The sequence below is a fragment of the Microlunatus speluncae genome (assembly GCF_009299835.1).
GTDB classification, from domain to species: Bacteria; Actinomycetota; Actinomycetes; order Propionibacteriales; family Propionibacteriaceae; genus Microlunatus; species Microlunatus speluncae.
Window position 1 is genome coordinate 237,479 of record NZ_VKCZ01000007.1, and the last position, 21,108, is coordinate 258,586.

General features: G+C 70.2%; 19 protein-coding genes. 9 read left to right on the forward strand and 10 right to left on the reverse strand.

Features of this window, described 5'->3' with window-relative positions:
- Positions 1–109 precede the first annotated feature (109 nt).
- A complete protein-coding gene (locus FNH24_RS10765) occupies positions 110–3,175 on the forward strand; it encodes a CDP-glycerol glycerophosphotransferase family protein (RefSeq protein ID WP_161606084.1) in 3,066 nt (1,021 codons plus the stop codon).
- 62 nt (positions 3,176–3,237) lie between these two features.
- On the opposite strand, the gene FNH24_RS10770 is transcribed toward FNH24_RS10765, so the two are convergent.
- Positions 3,238–4,389: a glycosyltransferase gene (locus FNH24_RS10770; RefSeq protein WP_152362172.1), complete on the reverse strand. Its 1,152-nt coding sequence runs from the start codon at positions 4,387–4,389 to the stop codon at positions 3,238–3,240.
- A 138-nt stretch (positions 4,390–4,527) separates the two neighbouring features.
- Here FNH24_RS10770 and FNH24_RS10775 point away from each other — a divergent pair, with 138 nt between their 5' ends.
- Entirely contained in the window at positions 4,528–4,842 is a 315-nt protein-coding gene (locus FNH24_RS10775; protein ID WP_152362173.1) for a nucleotide pyrophosphohydrolase, read from the forward strand.
- A 96-nt stretch (positions 4,843–4,938) separates the two neighbouring features.
- Here FNH24_RS10775 and FNH24_RS10780 read toward each other — a convergent pair whose 3' ends face one another.
- From FNH24_RS10780 to FNH24_RS10790, 3 genes are read right to left on the reverse strand one after another with little or no spacing between them, the layout of a single operon-like run.
- Positions 4,939–5,703 (reverse strand): amino acid ABC transporter ATP-binding protein, encoded by a 765-nt coding sequence (locus FNH24_RS10780; protein ID WP_281351026.1) that lies wholly within the window; start codon positions 5,701–5,703, stop codon positions 4,939–4,941.
- A complete protein-coding gene (locus FNH24_RS10785) occupies positions 5,700–6,599 on the reverse strand; it encodes an amino acid ABC transporter permease (protein WP_343031753.1) in 900 nt (299 codons plus the stop codon). The genes FNH24_RS10780 and FNH24_RS10785 overlap by 4 nt, the downstream gene beginning before the upstream one ends.
- Positions 6,596–7,480, reverse strand: coding sequence for an ABC transporter substrate-binding protein (locus FNH24_RS10790; RefSeq protein WP_152362174.1), 885 nt, complete (start codon positions 7,478–7,480; stop codon positions 6,596–6,598). Before FNH24_RS10790 ends, FNH24_RS10785 begins: the two co-directional genes overlap by 4 nt.
- Before the next feature lie 93 nt (positions 7,481–7,573).
- On the opposite strand from FNH24_RS10790, the gene FNH24_RS10795 reads away from it, so the two are divergent.
- Positions 7,574–7,825: a PLD nuclease N-terminal domain-containing protein gene (locus FNH24_RS10795; protein ID WP_152362175.1), complete on the forward strand. Its 252-nt coding sequence runs from the start codon at positions 7,574–7,576 to the stop codon at positions 7,823–7,825.
- A gap of 3 nt (positions 7,826–7,828) precedes the next feature.
- On the opposite strand, the gene FNH24_RS10800 is transcribed toward FNH24_RS10795, so the two are convergent.
- Positions 7,829–8,332 (reverse strand): gluconokinase, encoded by a 504-nt coding sequence (locus FNH24_RS10800; RefSeq protein WP_170304491.1) that lies wholly within the window; start codon positions 8,330–8,332, stop codon positions 7,829–7,831.
- Complete coding sequence (gene gndA / locus FNH24_RS10805; protein ID WP_152362176.1) at positions 8,329–9,765, reverse strand: NADP-dependent phosphogluconate dehydrogenase; 1,437 nt, start codon at positions 9,763–9,765, stop codon at positions 8,329–8,331. The genes FNH24_RS10800 and gndA overlap by 4 nt, the downstream gene beginning before the upstream one ends.
- Before the next feature lie 160 nt (positions 9,766–9,925).
- Here gndA and FNH24_RS10810 point away from each other — a divergent pair, with 160 nt between their 5' ends.
- Positions 9,926–10,909, forward strand: a complete 984-nt coding sequence (locus tag FNH24_RS10810; RefSeq protein WP_152362177.1) for a hypothetical protein — start codon at positions 9,926–9,928, stop codon at positions 10,907–10,909.
- A gap of 813 nt (positions 10,910–11,722) precedes the next feature.
- Positions 11,723–12,286, forward strand: coding sequence for an rRNA adenine N-6-methyltransferase family protein (locus FNH24_RS10815; protein WP_152362178.1), 564 nt, complete (start codon positions 11,723–11,725; stop codon positions 12,284–12,286).
- A gap of 24 nt (positions 12,287–12,310) precedes the next feature.
- Here the strand turns inward: FNH24_RS10815 and FNH24_RS10820 are convergent, their stop codons facing one another.
- Entirely contained in the window at positions 12,311–12,682 is a 372-nt protein-coding gene (locus FNH24_RS10820) for an SSI family serine proteinase inhibitor (protein ID WP_152362179.1), read from the reverse strand.
- Between the two features lie 278 nt (positions 12,683–12,960).
- Between FNH24_RS10820 and FNH24_RS10825 the strand changes: the two genes are divergently transcribed.
- On the forward strand, positions 12,961–15,945 hold the full coding sequence (locus FNH24_RS10825; protein WP_217428147.1) for a S8 family peptidase: 2,985 nt from the start codon (positions 12,961–12,963) through the stop codon (positions 15,943–15,945).
- Between the two features lie 45 nt (positions 15,946–15,990).
- Positions 15,991–16,836, forward strand: a complete 846-nt coding sequence (locus FNH24_RS10830) for an AAC(3) family N-acetyltransferase (protein ID WP_152362180.1) — start codon at positions 15,991–15,993, stop codon at positions 16,834–16,836.
- Between the two features lie 280 nt (positions 16,837–17,116).
- Here FNH24_RS10830 and FNH24_RS10835 read toward each other — a convergent pair whose 3' ends face one another.
- Entirely contained in the window at positions 17,117–18,067 is a 951-nt protein-coding gene (locus tag FNH24_RS10835; RefSeq protein ID WP_161606085.1) for a helix-turn-helix transcriptional regulator, read from the reverse strand.
- A gap of 46 nt (positions 18,068–18,113) precedes the next feature.
- On the opposite strand from FNH24_RS10835, the gene FNH24_RS10840 reads away from it, so the two are divergent.
- Positions 18,114–18,821, forward strand: a complete 708-nt coding sequence (locus tag FNH24_RS10840) for a VOC family protein (RefSeq protein WP_152362182.1) — start codon at positions 18,114–18,116, stop codon at positions 18,819–18,821.
- A 6-nt stretch (positions 18,822–18,827) separates the two neighbouring features.
- Here FNH24_RS10840 and FNH24_RS10845 read toward each other — a convergent pair whose 3' ends face one another.
- Positions 18,828–19,670, reverse strand: a complete 843-nt coding sequence (locus tag FNH24_RS10845; RefSeq protein WP_152362183.1) for an alpha/beta fold hydrolase — start codon at positions 19,668–19,670, stop codon at positions 18,828–18,830.
- 87 nt (positions 19,671–19,757) lie between these two features.
- On the opposite strand from FNH24_RS10845, the gene FNH24_RS10850 reads away from it, so the two are divergent.
- On the forward strand, positions 19,758–20,327 hold the full coding sequence (locus FNH24_RS10850) for a TetR/AcrR family transcriptional regulator (RefSeq protein WP_152362184.1): 570 nt from the start codon (positions 19,758–19,760) through the stop codon (positions 20,325–20,327).
- Here FNH24_RS10850 and FNH24_RS10855 read toward each other — a convergent pair.
- Complete coding sequence (locus FNH24_RS10855; protein ID WP_217428148.1) at positions 20,305–21,087, reverse strand: N-formylglutamate amidohydrolase; 783 nt, start codon at positions 21,085–21,087, stop codon at positions 20,305–20,307. The two genes, FNH24_RS10850 and FNH24_RS10855, sit on opposite strands and share 23 nt — an antisense overlap.
- Between the last annotated feature and the right edge of the window lie 21 nt (positions 21,088–21,108).

A 21,108-nucleotide genomic window follows, 5' to 3' on the forward strand; every position in this document is an offset into this window, starting at 1 on the left:
CCGGGGCGTGGTCACCGGCGGGTCAACACCGCCGGACGCGGCGGCACCGGCAGGTGCGAATCGGCTAGGCTCACAACCGACTTCGTCCGTATCGCTGGGAGGGCCAGGAGTGCTGATCGCGGTAGCGGGCGCTCCCGCTCCCGCGCCCGCAATCTCAGCCCGGCTGCGCAACCAGTGCGCGGCGCTGCCGGCGCGGGCCCGCGCCCGGACGACCACGGTGCCGGACGGCGATACCGCCGGCGCGCTGATCGAGCTGGCCGAGTTGGCCACCGAGGCCGCCGCGAACGGTGAGCCGTTGGCGGTCTGCGCCGCCGATCTGCTCGTCTCCGACACCCCGCTGTTGCAGGTGCTGGACGACCCGCGGGACTCCTCCCGGGCGCTGGTCGGTGCCCGGCTCATCTCCGATCCGGCCGCGGTACGGATCGAGCGCAACCGGCTGGTCTCCGCCGGCTCCGGGCGGCATCGGCTGACCGATCCCTCCGGCGCGTTCCTCGGCCTGCTGCTGCTCCGCCCGGCCGACCTGCCGGCCGCCGCCACTACCTGGCGGGATGCGGCCGCGGTGATCACGGACCAGGGCTGGTCCGACCTCGAGCCGGTGCAGACCGCTCTGCTCGCGCTGGTCCGTTCCGGCGTCACGCTGACCGCGGTCCCGGCGGATCCGTATCTCGGTGCCCGCGGGCCGGCGGCCAATGCCGAGCTGCTCGGCCGGGTCGAGTCGCTGGACGAGCCCGATCTGGCCTGGCGTCAGGCCTCCCGGTCCGGCGACGGGGTCTGGTCGACGTTCGTGCTGCGCCGGATCTCCCGGCGACTCAGCCGGCTCTCGGTCCGGATCGGCCTGACCCCGAACGCCCTGACCTTGATCAGTCTGGTGATCGCGTTCGGCGCGGCGGCCATGATCGCGTTCGGTCCGCTGCCGGCGGTGATCATCGGCGCGGTGCTGCTGCAGTTCTCCTTGATCATCGACTGTTCCGACGGCGAGGTGGCCCGGTCCACCCGCTCGTTCACCCCGTTCGGTGCCTGGGCCGATCTGACCTCGGACCGGTTGAAGGAATATCTCGCCCTGGCCGCGCTCGCGGTCAACGCCACCACTCAGGGCAACGACGTCGCCTGGCTGCTCGCCCTGGCCGGCATGGGATTGCAGACCGTACGCCATCTGCAGGACTACTCGTTCGCGGACACCGTGCTGGTCTGGTGGCGCGCGCCGCGGCCGGACGTGCGGCCGTTGACCGACACCGCGGCACAGGTCCCGCCCGCCGGTCCGAGCGACGCGGTCACCCGGTTGATCGGGACGCCGACCGGGCCGGCGCACTGGATCAAGCAGGCCCTGCACGCTCAGATCGGCGAACGCTGGCTGGTGCTCTGCGCCGGCGTGATCATCGGCGGCCCGCTGGTGGCACTGGTCGCCTATCTGATCTTGGTCGTGATCGCCGAGTTGTGGACGCTGACCGGGTGGGTGTTGCGGACCGTGACCCGCGCCGACCGGGCTCCGCTGCCGGAGGCGACGGCCGGCCTGCTGGCCCGGCTCCGTGACGACGGCGTCCTGACCCGCGTCCTGGCCGGCCGGCCGCGGCGACCCCTCTCCTGGTTGCTGCCGCCGCTGCTGACCGCGATCGAGGCGGCCGTGCTGATCGGCCTGACCACCGCGATCGCCCCGTCGGCGCACTGGCTTGCGTACGGCTGGCTGGCGGTCGTCGCCTGTCGCCGGTACGACCTCTTCTACCGTCATCGCACCGGCCGGCAACCGCTGCCGTACGTCATCTCGGCGCTCGGCGGCGGCTGGCCGATCCGGATCCCGGTGCTGCTCGCCGGGGCGCTGACCGGACCCGTCGGTTTCACCTGGGTGCTCGGGGTCGGCACGATCTGGCTCGCCCTGGTGGTCGTGCCGGAGAGCATCGGGTCCGCCGTCGCCTCGCTGCGGCCGCCGGGCCGGGAGTACGCCGAGCGGGCGCCGCTGAACGGCCCGGCCCGGCTCCGGCTGGCGAAGTCGGTCATCCGGCGCGGCCTCTCGGTGCCGACCACCCGGCTGCTGATGGCGATCACGCCGCCGCGGCGGCAGGCGCTGGTCGGTGGGCTGCCCGACACCGAGGAGAACTCGCTGGCCACCGCCGTCGGCCTGACCCGGCGCTACTCCGGCCGGGTGTTGCTGCTGGCCAACGACGTCGATCGCACCCGGCTGCAGCTGAGTCGGGTCGCCACCCTGCTGGACGCGCCGGGTGCCGTCGGCCGGATCACGGTGATCCCGAAGGCGGGCTGGAGCACGTACTGGACCTTCGTCACCGCGGAACTGGTCTGCTACACCCACGGCCTGTACGACTCGCCCCGGCCCGGCCGGCGCCGGATCCACGTCAACCTCTGGCACGGCACCGGGCCGAAGTGGAACGCCAACGCCAACTTCGCCCAGCGGATCGGCGCCCAGGCGCACTCCGCCTCCAGCCCGCTCTGGGGAGTCGAAGCGGTCCGGGCCCTGTCGATGCGGCCGGAGACCACGCTGGTCGCCGGCAACCCGCGACAGGACGTGATCAGCGCCGCCACCGATCGGTCGGTGGTGTCCGCGGTCGGGATCGACCCGACCCGGCCGTTCGTGCTCTGGCTACCGACGTTTCGCAGCTCGTCGGCCGCCGGTCTGGTCGGGCTGGCCGAGGGCGAACCGCTGACCGCCGAGGCCGCCCGGGCCTTCGCCGCCGCGGCCGACCTGGCCGGCGTGCAGTTGATCACCAAGCCACACCGGCTGGACGCGGCCCGGCTGGACCAGCTCGGACTGCGGGTGATCACCGATGATGATCTTGGTGCGGCCAGCCTGACCCTGTATCAGTTGATCGGCCTGGCCGACGGGATGCTGTCGGACTACTCCAGCGTCTGGGTCGACTATCTGGACACCGGCCGATCGATCGGCCTGTACGTGCCAGATCTGGCCAGTTACACCGATGGCCGCGGCCTGAACCTGCCGCTGCTCGGCGACGTCGCCGACGAGTTGATCATCACCGAGCACACCGTCTCGGACTTCTTCTCCGCGGTAGCGGACGGCAAGTGCTTCGCCGAGGACGGCCAGCTCCGGCTCCGCCGCCGCCTGGCCATGATCACCGTGCCCCCGGGCGGCCGTACCGACCAACTGATCACCGACCTCCGCACCCTGGCCCTCCACCTCCACCACACCGACCTCGGCCTAACCCCCTGAACACCCCGAGTTGTCAGACTCTGGGCACGCTATAGCGTGCCTAGAGTCTGACAAGTCGGGGTTCAGGGGGTGGTGACCTCGTCGTAGATGGTTTCGAGGGCGGCGGTGCAGTGGCGGATGTCGAACTGCTCCAGCACTCGTTGGCGGCCCTGGCGGCCGAGCCGGTCGGCCAGTTGATCATCGGTGAGGACGTGTTCCAGGTGCGCGGCCAGGCCGGCGACGTCCTTCTCCTGGGCCAGCAGGCCGGTCGTGCCGTGAGCGACGGCTTCGCGGAGCGGTCCGTGGGCGTACGACACCACCGGCGCGCCGTGCAGCCCGGCCTCGAGGAACACCATGCCGAAGCCCTCGGCGTCGCCGTCGGGCCCGGTCCGCGACGGGACGCAGAAGACGGCGGCCCGGTCGAGCATCGCGGCGACCTCGTCGGAGGTACGGAAGCCGGCCAGGGTCAGGTCCAGGCCGGCGGCATCGGCTCGGCGCCGCGCCTCCCCGGCCAACGGGCCGTCGCCGAGCATCGTGATCGGAGTCTTGCGCAGGTCTTCCGGCAGTTGCGCGACGGCGTCGAGCAGGTCCAGCACGCCCTTCTTCGGCACCAGCCGGCCGACGAAGACGATCCCGTTCCGGTCCGACCGCGGCAGCAGCGGGCTGGCCGCGTCGATGCCCCGCACATCGATGCCCGTGTAGTGCACGGTGACCCGGCTCTCCGGAGCGCCGAGCGCGATCAGTCGGTCGGCGATGAAGTCCGACACCGCGACCAGCCGGTCGGCGTAGTCGAACAGCCGCCGCAGCCGGCGCCGATACTCCCGGCCCCGCCCCATCGGCAGCCGCGGCACCCGGGTCACGTCGTAGCCGTGGAAGGTCGCCACCATCGGCAACCCGGCCCGCTTGGCCACCGGCAGCGCCCGGATCGCGGACGGCCCGAAGTGCGCGTGCAGGACCTGTGCCTCGGCCTCCATCAGGAAGTTGACGTACTGCCGCTCCCAACCCACCGTGCCGAGCAGCTCGCCGCGCAGCTTGCGCAGCCGGGAGGCGCCGGTGAACGGTGCGAAATCCGCCGGCACCAAGGGATCCGGAAGCTCCTGCATCCCGACCCGGACGCCCTGCCAGCGGGCCATCGCGGCCATCTGATCCCGGATGAACGTCTCCGACGGCGGCAGCCAGACATCCCGCCAGACCGCGACGGTCGGCCGGTCGGCGGGGAGGTCGGAGTCGGGCATCTGCGCAACCCTAGCGGCACCGACGCCGGCCCACCGTGACCCGCCACCCCTCCCCTCACGCCGACTTGTCAGAACTGAGAAGCCCTATGGCACAACTCAGTTCTGACAAGTCGGCGCGAGGGGGTGTAGGAAAGGCGGGTGAGTCTTCCCGCGTTGCAAGATCAGCTGTCCGACTTCGCCGTACGCCGCGACTGGGGTCCGTTCCACACGCCGCGCAACCTGGTGCTGGCGCTGACCGGCGAGGTCGGCGAACTGGCCGCCGAGTTCCAGTGGCTGACCGAGGCGGAGACCGAGCGGGTGATGGACGATCCGGACAAGGCCCGCTCCGTCCGGCACGAGATGGCCGATGTGCTCATCTATCTGCTCCGCCTCGCCACCATCCTCGAAGTCGATCTCGAAGCTGCGCTGAAGGAGAAGATGGCCATCAACGAGACCCGTTTCCCCGCCCCCTGACCCAGCCACCTCGGTCTGCGTTGCGGACGCGACCATCACGCGGCCGCGCGACCTCGGCAACGGTCGCGGCGGCCGACGATGGTCGCGTCGGCGGAGTCAGCCGTCGAGGCGGGAGAGGAATTCGCGGGTCCGTTGGTGGCGCGGCTCGGTGAACAGCTGCTCCGGCGGGCCCTGCTCCAGGATCGCGCCGGCGTGCAGGAAGCAGACCTTGTCCGCGACCTGCCGGGCGAAACCCATCTCGTGGGTGGCGATCACCATGGTCGTGCCCTCATCCCGCAGGCTGCGCAGCAGGGTCAGCACCTCCCCGACCAGCTCCGGGTCCAGGGCCGAGGTGACCTCGTCGAGCAAGATCAACATCGGCTGATTGACCAGCGCCCGAGCGATCGCGGCCCGCTGCTGCTGCCCACCGGACAGCTGATCCGGCCACGCCCGGGCCCGGTCGGCGAGCCCGACCCGGTCCAGCATCGCCATCGCCGCGGTACGGGCCTGGGCCGGCGGGATCTTGTGCACCCGGATCGGCGCCAGGGTGACGTTGTCCAGCACCGACAGATGCGGAAACAGGTTGAACGCCTGGAACACGATGCCGACCCGGGCCCGGATCCGGTCGGCGTCGACCCGCGGATCGGAGATGTCCTCGCCGGCCAGCAGGATCCGGCCGTCGTCGAGTTCCTCGAGCAGGTTGAGGCAGCGCAGCAGAGTCGACTTGCCCGAGCCAGAGCCGCCGATCAGCACGACGCACTCGCCCTCGGCCACGTCCAGGTCGAGCCCGTCCAGGACGACCTGCGACCCGAAGGCTTTGCGCAGCCCCGTCGCCCGCAGCAGCCCCGCCGCCTGCAGCCCGGTGTCGTTCGCGTCGGTCACAGGTGGCTCCCGCCCGGTCCGTACCAACCCTGTCGCCGCGACACCCAATCGGTGATCCGGGCCAACGGGATGGTCAGCGCCACGAAGAGCGCCCCGGCGACCACGTACGGCGTGAAGTTGAAGTCCGTCGCGGTCTCGATCTGTGCTGCCCGGATCGCGTCGATCACGCCGAGCACGGCGATCAGGCCGGAGTCCTTCTGCAGGCTGACCAGGTCGTTCAGCAGCGGCGGCACCACCCGCCGGACGGCCTGCGGCAGCACCACGAAGCGCATCGTCTGGCCGTAGCCGAGACCGAGCGATCGGGCCGCGGCCCGCTGCGACGGATGGATCGACTCGATCCCGGCCCGGAAGACCTCCGCGACATAGGCCGAGTACGTCAGCACCAGGGCCGCGCCGCCCCAGATCACCGCGTCGCTCGGCAGTCCCTGCAGCCGCAGTGCCGGCACCCCGAAGCCGAGCAGGAAGATCACCAAGAGCAGCGGCAGCCCGCGGAAGACGTCGGTGTAGCCGGCCGCGAACGCCCGCAACGGGAAGAACACCGGACCACGCAGGGTGCGCAGCACGGCGATGATCAAGCCGAAGATCAGGATCAGTATCCCGGAGAAGATCATCACGCGGATGTTCAGCCAGAGCCCGGCGGCCACGACCGGCAGGGCGTCGAGCGCCTTCACCGGGTCGAAGAACGTCTGCTGCACCCGCGGCCATCCCGGCGTGGAGGTGACACCGATGATCACCCCGGCGATCACCACCACGGTGCTGACGATCGCGATGATCATGGACCGGGTCGATCGTTGCCGCCGGTAGCGCATCCGCTCCAGCTGCACCGCCGACGGGCGCCAGGCCGGGCCGCGGGAGAACTCCTCGACCGGCTCGGCGGGTGGGGCGGAGTCGGTCACGACAAGACGGGCGCGCCGCCGGAGCCCGACAGCCACTCCTGTTCCAGCCGCTTCAGGGTGCCGTCGGCCCGCAGCGCGTCGACGGCGGCCGTGACACAGCCGGTCAGCGCACTTCCCTGCCCCAGAACGAATCCGAACTGGTCCGGGGTGCCGGTTCCGGGCGGCAGCTGACCGACGATCATGCCGTCGTCCAGCTGGGCCGCGGTCATGTAGAAGGCGGTCGGCAGGTCGACCACGATGCCGTCGACCTGCCCGTTCTGCAGCGCCTGGACGGCAAGATCATTGGTGTCGTAGACGGCCGGCTGCTGGGTCGGCTTGATCTGCTCGATGATCGCCGTGTACGAGGTCGTACCCACCTGCGCCCCGAGCTTGGCACTGGCCAGCTCGGCGATCGTCGTCGCCTCGGCGATCGGTGAACCGTTGGCCGTGATCACCGTCTGCGCGACGTCGTAGTAGCCGGAGGAGAAGTCGACCGCCTTCCGCCGCTCCTCGGTGATCGACACCTGATTGACGTCGACGTCGAACTTCTTCTCGCCCGGCGCGTACGCACTGGTGAACGGGACGACCGTCCAGGTCACCTGATCGGCGGAGAAGCCGAGCTTCTCGGCGACCGCGTAGGTGACCGCCGACTCGTACCCCTTGCCGTTGCTCGGATCGTCGTCGACGAACCACGGCTCGTAGGCGGGCTTGTCGGTGGCCGCCGTGAAGGTGCCCGGCGTGACCAGGGAGAGCGAGTCCTTGGCGCACGCATCGGGACCGGTGGGCGGCGGTTGGGTTGCCACTTCCTGCGGCGCGCAGCCGGCGGCCAGGGCGCAACCCGCGGCGACAGTGAGCGCGGCCAGGGCGCCGAGAGCGCGCGATCGAGCCAGCCGAATGGACATGGGATGCCTCCCGGAAGTGGTCGTGCCGGTCGGCCCAAACACTACTGGCTCCCGCCGGCACCGCGGACGCCGTGACGGAGCTACTCTTTGCACATGATCAGGTACCTGCCGATCATCGTCGTGGCACTCCTCACGATCTATTGCGTCGTCGAGGTGGCCCAGGCACGCCCGCTCGAGGTGCGCGGAATGCCCCGGTGGCTGTGGGCGACGATCATCATCTGCCTGCCCCTGGCCGGCGCGGTCTGTTGGCTGTTCTTCGGCCGGCCCAACCGCGAGTCGCGCCGCCGCGCCGAGAACCGCCCGATGGCCCCCGACGACGACGTCGACTTCCTCCGCGGCCTTTGACGCCTACCCGCTACCGAGGTCGAGGGCGGTCAGGGCGGTCTCGGCGATCTCGGCCGGGGTGCCTTCGATGGGTACGACCACCGCGTCCTCGTCCGGCTCCAAGGGCTCCAGGGTGGCCAGCTGGGAGTCGAGCAGGCCGAGGGGCATGAAGTGGTCGGTCCGGGCGGACATCCGCTCGGCGATCTCGTCCCGGCCGCCGTCGAGGTGGACGAAGCGGACCCGGGCGTCGGCCTGCCGGAGCACATCGCGATAGGTCCGGCGCAGGGCCGAGCAGGTGACCACCGAACTACCGGCGGCGGCGGAGATCCAGTCCCGGATCGCGGCCAGCCACGGGCCGCGGTCCTCGTCGGTCAGCGGAGTGCCGGCCGACATCTTGGCCACGTTCTCGGCCGAGTGGAACTCGTCCGCCTCGGCCAGCGGCCAGCCGAGCCGCTCGGCCAGGATCGCGGCGACGGTCGTCTTGCCCGACCCCGCGACCCCCATCACGACCAGGGACGTACGGCTCACGCGGGGCTCTCGGACCGGTCCAGGCTCCACTCGGTGTGGAAGGTGCCCTCGCCGTCGACCCGCCGGTACGTGTGCGCGCCGAAGAAATCGCGCTGCCCCTGGATCAGGGCCGCCGGCAGCCGCTCCGCGCGGACACCGTCGTAGTAGGCGAGCGAGGAGGAGAAGGCCGGCGTCGGCACCCCGTGCTGGGCGGCGCTGACCACCACCCGGCGCCAGGCGGCCAGGCTGTTCGACACCGCGCCGGCGAAATACTCGTCGGCCAGCAGCAGCGCCAGCTCCGGGTGGCGCTCGTACGCCTCGGTGATCCGGTCCAGGAACCGGGCCCGGATGATGCAACCGCCGCGCCAGATCCGCGCCATCGCACCACGGTCGATGTCCCAGTCGAACTCCTCGCTGGCGGCCGCGATCTGGTCGAAGCCCTGCGAGTACGCGACCACCTTGGACGCGTACAGCGCGAGCCGGACGTCCTCGATGAAGGCGTCGGGATCCTCGACGTTCCACTCGGCGGCATGCGCCGGCAGCACCGGCCGGGCCGCCTCGCGCTGCGGCACCGACCCGGACAGCGCCCGGGCGAAGGTGGCCTCGGCGATCCCGGTGATCGGGACGCCCAGGTCGAGTGCGTTCTGCACGGTCCAGCGGCCGGTGCCCTTCTGCTCGGCCTGGTCCAGCACGATGTCGACGAACGCCGAGCCGGTCTTGGCGTCGACGTGGCCCAGCACCTCGGCGGTGATCTCGATCAGGAACGACTCCAGGTCGCCCGAGTTCCAGGTTTTGAAGATCTCGGCGATCTCGGCCGCGGACTTGCCGGTCCCCTGCCGGATCAGGTCGTACGCCTCCGCGATCAGCTGCATGTCGGCATACTCGATGCCGTTGTGCACCATCTTGACGAAGTGCCCGGCACCGTCCGCCCCGACATGGACGCAGCACGGATCGCCGTTGACCTTGGCCGAGATGTCTTCCAGCATCGGCCCGAGTGTCCGGTACGACTCCTTCGAGCCACCCGGCATGATCGACGGGCCGTTCAGCGCCCCCTCCTCGCCGCCGGACACGCCGGTACCGACGAAGTGCAGCCCCTTCTCCTTCAACGCGGCCTCGCGCCGCCGGGTGTCGGGGAAGTGGGCATTGCCGGCGTCGATCACGATGTCGCCCTCGTCGAGCAGGCCGACCAGCTCGTCGATCACCGCGTCGGTCGCGGCGCCGGCCTTGACCATGATCACGACCCGGCGCGGCCTTTCCAACGAGGCAACGAAATTGCGCATCGACTCCGAGGGTACGAATGCCCCCTCGGCACCATGATCATCGATCAAGGACTGGGTCTTGGCGTGGCTGCGGTTGTGCACCGCGACCCGGTAACCGTGCCGGGCGAAGTTGCGGGCCAGGTTGCGGCCCATCACCGCCAGGCCGGTGACACCGATCTGAGCAAGGTCGGCCATCGATGGAACTCCTCATCTACGGTTGCGTCCGGGCATCCTCTGCCGGAGGTCAGCGTAGCCGTGGGCCCGACAGGTGGACGACCTGCCCGCAGGCCGAGAACGCGGATCGCCCATCGGATACTGTGTCGAGAAGCCCCGATCATGCTCGAGGGGAGCAGCCATGCTTCAGCCGCTTGGGATCACCGCCGACGCCGAGGCGGTCTATGTCGTCCTGGCGACCTCCGAAGCCGCCGCGGTCGAGGAACTGGCCGACCGGGCCGGCGCTGCCAAGGAGAGCACCGAGCAGTCGCTGTCCGAGTTGCGTGCCCTCGGGCTCGCCGCCGAGGTGACGCCGGGACTGTGGAAGGCCCTGCCGCTGCTCGACGTGGTCGGCGGGCTGCGGGCTCAGCGGCTGTCGGAGGTCGAGACGGCGATCATCGCCGCGGAATCCCTGGCCAGCCACCTGTTGGCCGCCTCGGAGTCGACCACGGACGCGATCAAGGTGCTGGTCGGCACCGACGCGATCGTCGCGGCCCACCGGGAGATCTTCGACTCCGCGAAGCGCGAGGCCTGCGCCTTCGACAAGCCGCCCTACGTCAAGGCCCGACCCGGCGCGACGCCGGAGAGCCTGCTCCGCGAGGCGCCGGAGTGGCGGGCCCTGGATCGCGGCGTCGGCATCCGCGCGGTCTACCATCCCGGCTTCGACTCCGAACGACTGTCCGAGCTGTCGCTGTTCGCCAAGAAGGGCGAGCAGTCCCGGACCGCGCCGGTGCCGATGAAGCTGGTCCTGGTCGATGGCCAGGTGGCGCTGATCCCGTCGATGCGTTCGTACGGGCCGGGCCATGAACTGCGGGTGTCGGTCACCCGGCATCCGGCGATCATCGAGATGCTGCAGTGGTTGTTCGAGGCGGTGTGGGAATCGTCGGTGCCGATCATCACCCACTACGGCCGCACGGATCCGCGGCGACAGATGTTGATCTCGCTGCTGATGACCGGTTCGACGGACAACGCGATCGCCGGTCAGTTGGGAGTCACGGTGCGCTCGGTCCGGCGCTGGATCTCCGACTTGATGGATGAGCTCGGGGTGACCACCCGGCTGCAGTTGGGCGCGGCTCTGGTCCGAGCCGACACTCTCAATCAGATCCCCGACCGGCAACGCGGCTGAGACCCTCGGGTCGGGGTCCTTCCCAACCGTCCCCGGGACCGTTACGATCTCCCCAGAAAGAAAGCCACGCCCGCGGTCCTCTGGGAAAGGACCGCGGGCGTCGCCCAGGGGGAGGAGATCCTCATCAGCCTCGGGGGATGGCTGTTGAGGACATCAGCGACAGATTCGGTGCTCACATCACCGGTCTGCCATTCCGGGAACGTCAGGTAATCCCGGCTTCCTTGCGGAAGTCTCTTTTGTTGTCATCGCCGAGCCCTCACCCTGACGGTGAGGTAGGAGACTCGGCGACTCCTTGCGTCCAGCCCCTAGAGGCTGTTGACACCACTCTCGAACTGAAGGCTGTTGACTTCGGATCCCCATCCGTTCTCGGCCTTCAAACTGTTCACTGCACTTGCGGCTGTGGCTGCCGCAGCAAGCGTGCCGATTGCCAGCACGGCCGCGGCTACTACTCGAACCACGATGCGCTTGGTCGAACGCGTCCGACCTGCACTAACTCCCTTGTGAGACATTCAACTATTCCTTCCTGTTGGTGCCGGCCGAGACATCCCAGTTGCTTCGGCAGTCACCCCTGACGTTGATAAGAAACTTATTCGACCTGGGAAGCGAAGTCATCATTTTCGGGTGTCCGGTACTGGAAATGTCCTAAAGAGGACTCCTCCGGTGCCGTCACCAGGTCCGCCTCGACCGCCCCCAAAACCGCTCTGACCAGCATGTTCTCCGATCCGGTCAGCGGTCAAGGGTGAGTTATTCGGTTGCCGCCACCGAGGCCCTTCCCTACCGTCTGGGCCATGGGTATGTGCGTGATGGTGCTCCGTGGCCGGGGCAGGGCGGTTCGACCGGGCATCCAGGTCCGGGCCGGGGACGCGAGCCGCTGCGCGGCCGCTCTGGGGTTGGCATCGACTTGCGCCTGATTGGGCCGGTCGACTGGTCGATCGAGCCGAGGTACGGCCGGGTCAGCTGGTCGTCGATCTGGGTGCGGGGACCGGCGCGCTGACGGCGCCGCTGCTGGATGCCGGCGCCGAGGTGATCGCCGTGGAGCTCCACCCGGGTCGCGCCGAGCGGCTCCGCCGGCGATTCGGCACCGATCGATTGCGGGTGCTGGAGCTCGACGCCCGGGAGCTGTGGTTGCCGGGGCGTCCCTTCCGGGTGGTGAGCAATCCCCCGTACGGGATCACGGCGTCACTGGTGTCCCTGATCACCCAGCGGTCCAGCCGGCTGATCCGGGCCGACCTGCTGCTCCGGCGCGGCGTCGTCAACCGGTATCTGACCCGGCCGCCGCGGCGCTATCTGGCCGCGCGCGGGATGACCATGCCGCGGCACGCGTTCACGCCGCCGCCACCGGTCGACTCCGCCGTCCTCACCCTGCGTCGGGGCTGAGCCCGGACCCGTACGGTTCGGGCGTCAGGCTCCGGCGCGGGGCAGCAGGCCGGCCAACTCGTCCCAGCGGGACATCTCGCAGCCGTTGGTCCGGCTGAGCAGCGCGTTCACCGGGCGGCCGCGCCAGGTGCCGGTGATCGCGGCCGTGTCCGGGCCGCCGTACTGCTCGGTGCAGGCCCGGTCCGGCGGCACGGGTTGCAGGGCCGCGTCGTGGGCGATCAGGGCCTGGCAGGCCGCCTTCGGATCGGGGTGATCACCGCCGACCGGATCGCAGGTCAGCGTCCAGGTCTCGACCGAGCCGCGGCCGTTGTCGTACCGGATGGTCAGTTGGTCACCGGGCGACGGCACGGCGCTCGGTGGGCTGCTGTTCGACGGTTGCGGAGTCGGATCGGTCATGGTCGGTCCCTGGCTCGATGGAGCGGGTGAGGCGGAGGTGCCGGGCGGCTGCGGTACGCATCCGGAGCACAGCGCCATCAGGCCCAGGCCGACCAGCGCCCAGCAGACTCCGATCCTGCGGCTTCTCGCCCGGATGGCCATCCCTCACGTAGCTCCTCGACGCGCCTGTCCCCGACTGCTAGCGTCAACCCTACCGGGGGGTCCATGTGGCGGGATTCTTCGCTATCCACCGCCAGCGACCTCGGCGTGTCTGAGGTCTCGTGTGGAGAGGATCGGCGATGAACGTCAGGAAACGGTCACGGCTGGCTGCCGCGCTCACGGCGATGGTGGTCACGGTCGCGCTGGTTGCCGCCGCGCTCCAATCCGCCGGTGCCGACCCGCTGCCGCCGGCGGCACTGCCCCAGCCGGCTCCCGGCACCTACATCGTGACCCTGACCGATCAGCCGATCGCCAGCTACGACGGGTCGACCAACGGTATGGCGGCGACCCGGCCGAAGGACGGCCGCAAGGTCCGCACCGACACCGACGCGGCGAAGACGTACCGCGGCTTCCTGACCCGGCTGCAGGACCAGGTCGCCGGCCTGGTCGGTGCGAAGGTGCGGCAGCGCTACTCGGTCACCCTGAACGGGTTCGCCGCCGAGCTCACGCCACTCCAGGCGCAGCGGCTGCAGCGGACCAAGGGCGTCGTCTCGGTGGTCAAGGACTCGCTGCACACCGCGACCGACGACCGCCGGTCGACCGACTACCTCCGGCTGAGCGGTGAGTCGGGCGTCTGGGAGTCCCTCGGCGGAGTGAAGAAGTCCGGCGAGGGCACCGTGATCGGCGTGCTGGACACCGGGATCTGGCCGGAGAGCCCGTCCTTCGCCGGCAAGCCGCTCGAGGAGGGCGAGCCGGAGGGTGATGCGCAGTACCAGCCGTACCTCGACGGCGATGAGATCGTGATGGAGAAGTCCGACGGCAGCACCTTCCGCGGCAGTTGCGAGACCGGCGAGGAATGGACCGCCGACGAGTGCAACAGCAAGCTGATCGGCGCCCGCTACTTCGCCGACGGCTGGACGGCAGCGGTGCCGCCGGCCAACCGGCGCGACTTCGTCTCGGCCCGGGACGGCGACGGCCACGGGTCGCACACCGCCTCGACCGCGGCCGGCAACCACGACGTCTCGGCCAGCGTCGACGGCATCCCCTTCGGCAAGATCTCCGGCGTCGCCCCGGCGGCCAAGATCGCCGCCTACAAGGTGCTGTGGCGGAACTCGACCTCGGCCCAGGCCAACGGCTACACCTCCGACATCGTCGCGGCCATCGACGCCGCCGTCGAGGACGGGGTCGACGTGATCAACTACTCGGTCGGCGGCGGCTCCGATTCGCCGCACACCGACCCGATCCCGCTGGCCTTCCTCTCGGCCGCCTCGGCCGGCGTCTTCGTCGCCGCCTCCGCCGGCAACTCCGGCCCGGCCGCGGCCACGATGGACAACACCGCGCCGTGGGTGACCACGGTCGCCGCGAACACGATCCAGCCGTACGAGGGCACGGTCGAGCTCGGTGACGGACGGAAGTTCGCCGGTGCCAGCACCACCGTCAGGGAGCCGGTCGGGCCGGCGCCGCTGGTCACCGGCGCGGCCGTGAAGACCGGCTCGGCGACGCCCGAGGACGCCGCGTTGTGCGGGCCTGACAGCCTCGACCCGGCCTTGGTGTCGGGCAAGATCATCGTCTGCGACCGCGGCGTCTACGACCGGGTCGCGAAGTCGGCCGAGGTGAAGCGCGCCGGAGGGGTGGGCATGGTGCTGGCCAACCTCGCCGCCGGCTCCCTCGACGCCGACCGGCACACGGTGCCGACCGTGCATCTCGATCCGCCCGGCGGCCCGGACGTGAAGGCGTACGCCGAGACGGCGGGCGCGACCGCCACCCTGCTGGACGGCAACCAGACCGAGGACAAGCCGGCGTACCCGCAGATCGCCGACTTCTCCTCCCGCGGCCCGTCGCCGGCGAGCGGCGGCGACCTGGTCAAGCCCGACCTGTCCGCCCCGGGCGTCGGCATCCTGGCCGCCGTGGCCCCGCCGAGCAACGAGGGTCGCGACTTCGACTTCCTCTCCGGCACCTCGATGGCGGCCCCGCACGTCGCCGGGCTGGCCGCGCTCTATCTGACCGAGCATCCGAAGTGGGCGCCGATGCGGATCAAGTCGGCGCTGATGACCACCGCCGGCAACCTCAAGGACGCCGCCGGCAAGGCCTTCACCGATCCGTACGCCCAGGGCGCCGGGGTGGTGCAGCCGGCCAAGATGTTCGATCCGGCGCTGGTCTTCGACGCCGCCGACGACGACTGGCTGTCCTACCTCGAGGGTCTCGGAGTGGACACCGGCACGGGAGCCGAGGCGATCGACGCGAGCGACTACAACAACCCGTCGATCGGCATCGGCGAGCTGCTGGATCACCAGACCGTGACCCGGAAGGTGACCGCGCTGAAGCCGGGTCTCTACCGGGCCAAGATCAACATTCCCGGCATCGAGGCCAAGGTCACGCCGTCGATCCTCAACTTCGACGAGGCCGGCGAGACCAAGACCTTCAAGATCAAGTTCAAGAAGGGCTCCGCGCCGTTCGACCAGACTGCCGCCGGCTTCCTCACCTGGACCGGGGCCAAGACGACCGTGCGGCTGCCGGTCGCGGTCACCCCGGTGCAGCTCAGCGCGCCGGAGCAGGTGTCCGGCAGCGGCCGGTCCGGGTCGCTCGACTACGAGGTCGTGCCCGGCATCGACGGAGCCTTCCCGATCAAGAAGTTCGGCCTGGCGTCCGGCACGGGCGAGGACGGCTCGCTCAAGCCGGAGGAGCAGAAGCAGTATCCGGTGACGATCACCGACGGGACGAAGGCCTCGCAGCTCACGGTGCGGTCGGAGAATGATCAAGCCGACCTCGATCTGTACCTGTACAAGGTCGGCGCCACCGGCCCGGTCCTGGTCGCTCAGTCCGCCGGGCCGACCGCCGACGAGACCGTACAGTTGCTGGCCCCGGAGGCCGGTGAGTACGTCGCGATCGTGGAGGGCTTCGCCAACGCCCCGGAGACCGAGACGACCCCGTACACCTTCCGGTCGGCGCTGGTCACACCGGAATCCGACGACGGCCCGTTCACGGTCAACCCGACCAAGCCGACCGCCAAGATCCAGGAACCGATCGAGGTCACGGTCCGCTGGCGCCGGCTCGACTCGAACACGCCGTACCTCGGCTTCGTTGAGTACGTGGACGGCAGCGGCACCCTGGTCACGATCAACTGACCATGATCAACTGACGCCGACATCCTGAGCTGAGATCAACTGAAGATGACCGAACGAGACCTCGGCCTCGACGACGTCGCCGCCGGCCTGGACCGGCTCGGCCTGAACCGTGACTCGGTGGTGTTCCTGCATGCCTCGCTGCGGTCGTTCGGCCGGGTCGAGGGCGGCGCCGGGACCGTGATCACCGCGCTGCGCCGGGTCTGCGGCACCGTGATGATGTTCGGCAGTTGCTCCGAGCTGAGCGGGATCCCGGCGCCGCCGGGCCTCGTCCGGCCGAACAACAGCTACTTCCACGCGGACTCCTGGGCCGACTTCGACGCCGCCGTCCGGGCCGCGACCCCGCCCTCGGCGAAACTGCCGATCGACAGCTGGCTCGGCGCGGTGGCCGCCGAGTTCGCCCGGCAGCCGGACGTGGTCCGCGGTGATCATCCGCTGCACTCGTTCCAGGCCGTCGGTGCCCGGGCCGAGGAGCTGATGGCGGCCCAGCGGCCGGACCGGATGCTGGGGCCGGTGGAGGAGCTGGAGCGGCTCGGCGGCGATGTCCTGCTGCTCGGCGTCGGGCACTACTCGAACACCACGATCCACCTGGCCGAGCAACGATTGGGTCGATCACTGTTCTACCGCTACGCGGTGCTGGAGCCCGGTCTGTGGGTCGAGGTGCCGAACGTGTCCGGCGAGAGCCACCGGTTCGACGGGATCGAGCCGGCCCTGGCCCCGGCCACCATCGAGACCATGATCGGGAACTGCCGGGCCCGCCGGATCCCGGCCCGCGCGGTGCTGGCCGCAGCCACCGAGCTGATCATGGGCGATCCGGCCGCCCTGCTCTGCCCCGAGGACGACTGCCGCTGCGGCGGTGCCCGGCGGCAGCGCCTCGCCGTCCTCGCCGGCTGACACCGACGTTCGTTCCCTGAGCCTGCCGAAGGGCAGGCCAGGCGGGTGCGCCTCTCCCGGGAGTTTGGCAGCGTTCAGGGATCGAATCACCGAGATCACCCGCCGGCGGGCGCCGAGTGGACTGGTTGGCCAGCTTCCAGGCGGAGATCCGCGGCCAAAGCGTCCACTCGAGGAGTGCAATCGAAGCCCGGTGGGTAACCGGCGGCCGGCCGGACACCGCCACGGCTCCAAGAGCATCAGTGGATTCGGGCTGAGCCCGTCGAGGGGCAGGCCGGATTGATCAAGGGTCGTTGATCATGACGAAGGCGTGTGCGGCGGTGACCGCCGAGCGGCGCAGTGCCTCGGGCTCGACGACGATCACCTCACCACCCATCCCCAGGTCGTGCAGGATGATATGGGCGTTGTCCTCGTCGCCGACCTCGAAGGTGGCCTCGACCCAACCGTCGGCATCGGGATCGGACAGGGTCCGCGACCGTACGTACACCCAGTCGGCCCGTTGGATCGCGTCACCGCGCAGCCGTAGCCGGATGACGTAACTGCCGAGACTCTGGACGAAATCGGCGGACGCGGCCTGCCAGTGTGTCGCGAGGTCGAAGCCCGGTGGCCGCTCGAAGGGTTCCGCCAGCAGGGCCACGGCGCGGATCCGATCGACCCGGAAGGTGCGCAGCCGGTCCTCGCGGCGGGCGACCAGATACCAGGTCATGTTGTCGCGGACCAGCCCGAGCGGGGCCAGCTCGAGTTCCTCCGCCGACGACGTCCGGTAGCGGAGGTTGATCAGCCGGTCCGCCCAGATCGCCGCCTGGAGGACGTGCAGCGTCGACCGTGGCGGCTCCGGCCCCCAGCTCCCCTGGGCGATGTGGATCCGCTGCCGGGCGTGCTCGACCCGATCCCGCGCCCCCGGCGCGATGGCCGCCAGCAGCTTCAGGATCGGAGCCTGCCCGGGGTCCTCGAGACCGAGGTCATCGAGGATGCCGCGGGACTGGGCGATCACCATGGCCAGCGCGTCGCTGGTGGTGAGCGCGGTCAGGCTGGTCCGGTAGTGCTCGATCAGCCGCCAGCCGCCGTCGGTGCCGCGGGTGGCGTACACCGGGATGCCCATCGCACTCAGCGAATCCATGTCCCGCTGGATGGTGCGCGGCGACACCTCGAGCTCCCGGGCGAACTCGGCCGCCGTCACCCGTCCCCGGGACTGCAGGACCATGACGATCCGCAGCAGTCGTTCTGCGCGCATGGCCAATATGTCATCAGGTGTCGTATTGGACCGCAAGAGTGACTTCATGACCACACAAGCACTGACCGGGCGACAGATCGCCGACGCCGGACTCGAGGGCTGGGCCCTCCTCCTCCACTACGGCCAAGGCGGGCTGCAGACCCGGATCCACACCGAGACCTTTGCCACCGGGCTGCGGATCGCCACCATGATCGGCGAGGCGGCCACGGAACTTGATCATCTCGCCGAGCTCGACCTCCGGCCGTCCCGGGTCGACGTCCGGTTGACCAGCCGGGACGGCGGCGGAGTGACCGAGCTGGATGTGCGGCTCGCCCGCCGGGTCTCCGACCTGGCCGCCGCCGAAGGACTCAGCTTCGACGCGGCCGGAGTGGCGCGGATCGAGCTCGGGCTTGACACCCCCGACTACGACAAGATCGCGCCGTTCTGGACGGCCGTCCTGAGCTCCGAACATGTCGTCGGTGACGAGGAATGGGGCGACGTCGGCGACCCGAACCAAGGCCTGCCGATGATCTACTTCCAACGCTCCAGGGCCCAGGAGCCCAAGCAGCGTTGGCATCCGGACCTCTGGGTCGACCCGGCCCAGGTGCAACCGCGGATCGACGCCGCCCTCGCGGCCGGCGGCACCATGATCAGCGACGAGAGCGCGCCCGCCACCTGGCTGCTGGCCGATCCCGACGGCAACGCGGTCCGGCTGTGCACCTGGCAACCGGGCGATACCGTGCTCTGCGACTCGCAGTATCGCCCGACCGCTTAGTCGACGTCAGGCCCCGACGAAGGACAGCAGCGCCTCGTTCACCTCGTCCGCATGGGTCCAGAGCAGGCCGTGCGGCGCGCCCTCGACCTCGACGTAGGTCGCGTCCGGGACGGCCTGGTGGAAGCGGCGACCGGTGGCGTCGATCGGCAGGATCTGATCGGCGGTGCCGTGCAAGATCAACACCGGCTTGCCGCTCTCCCGGACCGCGGTCACGTCGTCGCGGAAGTCCTCGATCCAGCTCGGCACCACGGCGTAGGCCGCGACCGGAGCGGACCGGGTCGCCGTGTTCCAGTTGGCCGTCACGACCTCCTGGCTGATCCGGCTGCCGAGGGTGTCGGCCAGGTTGTAGAGGTTCTGGTAGAACGCCGTGAACCAGGCGTAACGGTCGGCCTTGGCGGTGGCGACGATGTCGTCGAAGACCGACTGCGGCACGCCTTCGGGGTTGTCGTCGCGAGCCACCAGGAACGGCTCCAGCGACGCCAGGAACGCGAGCTTGGCCACCCGGCCATGCCCATGGTTCTTGACGTAGCGGGCCAACTCGCCGGTGCCCATCGAGAAGCCGACCAAGATCACGTCGGTCAGCTCCAAGGTCTCCAGCAGCGTGTTCAGGTCGGCCGCGAAGGTGTCGTAGTCGTACCCGTCGTTGACCTTGCTCGACTGACCGAAGCCGCGCCGGTCATAGGTGATCACCCGGTAGCCGGCCGCGAGCAGTTCGCGGGTCTGCCGCTCCCAGCTGTGGCCGTCGAGCGGATAGCCGTGGATCAGCACGATCGGCTGCCCGGCGCCCTGATCCTCGTAGTAGAGCTCGACCGGAGTGCTGTTCTGCGTCCCGACGGTGATGGTGGCCATGAGAGTGTCCCTTCCGAGTCCTGGAGAACGCTCGTTCTCCGTCCTGTTTGCTAGAGTAGAGAACGATCGTTCTCAACGCAAGGGGTGATGGTCGTGATCGACGACACGACGGCTCGGCAGCAGCTGATCGGGGCGGCCGATCGGCTGTTCTACGCGAGCGGCGTGCAGGCCGTGGGGATGGACACCGTCCGATCCGAGGCCGGGGTGTCGCTGAAGCGGATCTACGCCCTGTTTCCGTCGAAGGACGACCTGATCACGGCCGTGCTGCGGCACCGGACGGAGGTCTGGAACGCCGGCATCGCCGCGACCGCGGCCGGGGCGGCCGACCCGCGCGGCCGGATCCTGGCGATCTTCGATTTCCTCGACGGCTGGTTCCGCGAACCCGACTTCCGTGGCTGCGCCTTCATCAACGTGTACGGCGAGCTGGGCCCCAGTTCACCCAACGCCGCTGCCGCGGTCCGGCAGCAGAAGCAGGCCTTCGCCGACTACGTCGCCGAGCTGGTCGGCACCGCCGGACTCCCGGCGGAGCTGGCGCCGCAGCTGGTGCTGCTGGCCGAGGGCGCCCAGACCGCGGCCGCGATCCTCGGCACCGCCGACCCCGCCGGGCAGGCCAAGGCGGCCGCGATCACCCTGCTCAACGCCGCATCGCCGGCGTGAGGGTGTCGACAACGGCGGCCAGGGTTTCGGCTCGGCGCCGGACCGCGGCCGCCGTGCCGCAGCCGTCGCGCCGCAGCTCGATCATCACCCCGGTGACCCGGAGCGTCTTGCGATACTGCCGGAGCGGGATGTAGCAGCCGGCGAACGGCTCGTCGTACGCCACCGAGCCGAGCGGGGCGAACGCGTCCCGGAGGGTCTCACGCAGCTGCTCCGGCGTGTGGAAGGAGTCGGTGCCGATGCAGGTCATCGGCCGGCGCCGGTCCGGATGGAGCTCGTACCGCAGCGGCAGCCGCGGGTAGGAGTGCAGATCGATCACGATCGCCCGGCCGGCGGCGATCAGCCGGGCATCGACCAGGTCGGCGAGCGCGTCGCCGTACGGCCGGTAGTAGGTCTCCAGCAGCTCGGTGAAGTCCTGGCCGCGCTCGTCGCGGAGCGGTCGGCGGGCGGACGTGCGGGTGTAGACCGCTGCCATGCCGACGCGGGCCATCTCCTCCCGCTCGTCCGGGAACCGTTCCGGGTCGACGACCAGCCGGGAGAACCGGTTGATCGCCAGCCACGGCCGGGTCCCGGCCAGCCCGGCCGCGAGCCGGCCGATCTGCTCCGTCCCTTCGTCGGTCATCGCCGCCAGCTCCGCGGCCAGCTCCTCGTCATCCAGCAGCAGATCACGCCGGACCGCCTCCGGGATCTCCGTCGCGGCGTGTGGGACGTGGATCACCACCGGCGACGAGGCCGCGCCCGGCACGATCGTGACCGGCGTCACGGCCGCCGACGCCTTGATGAA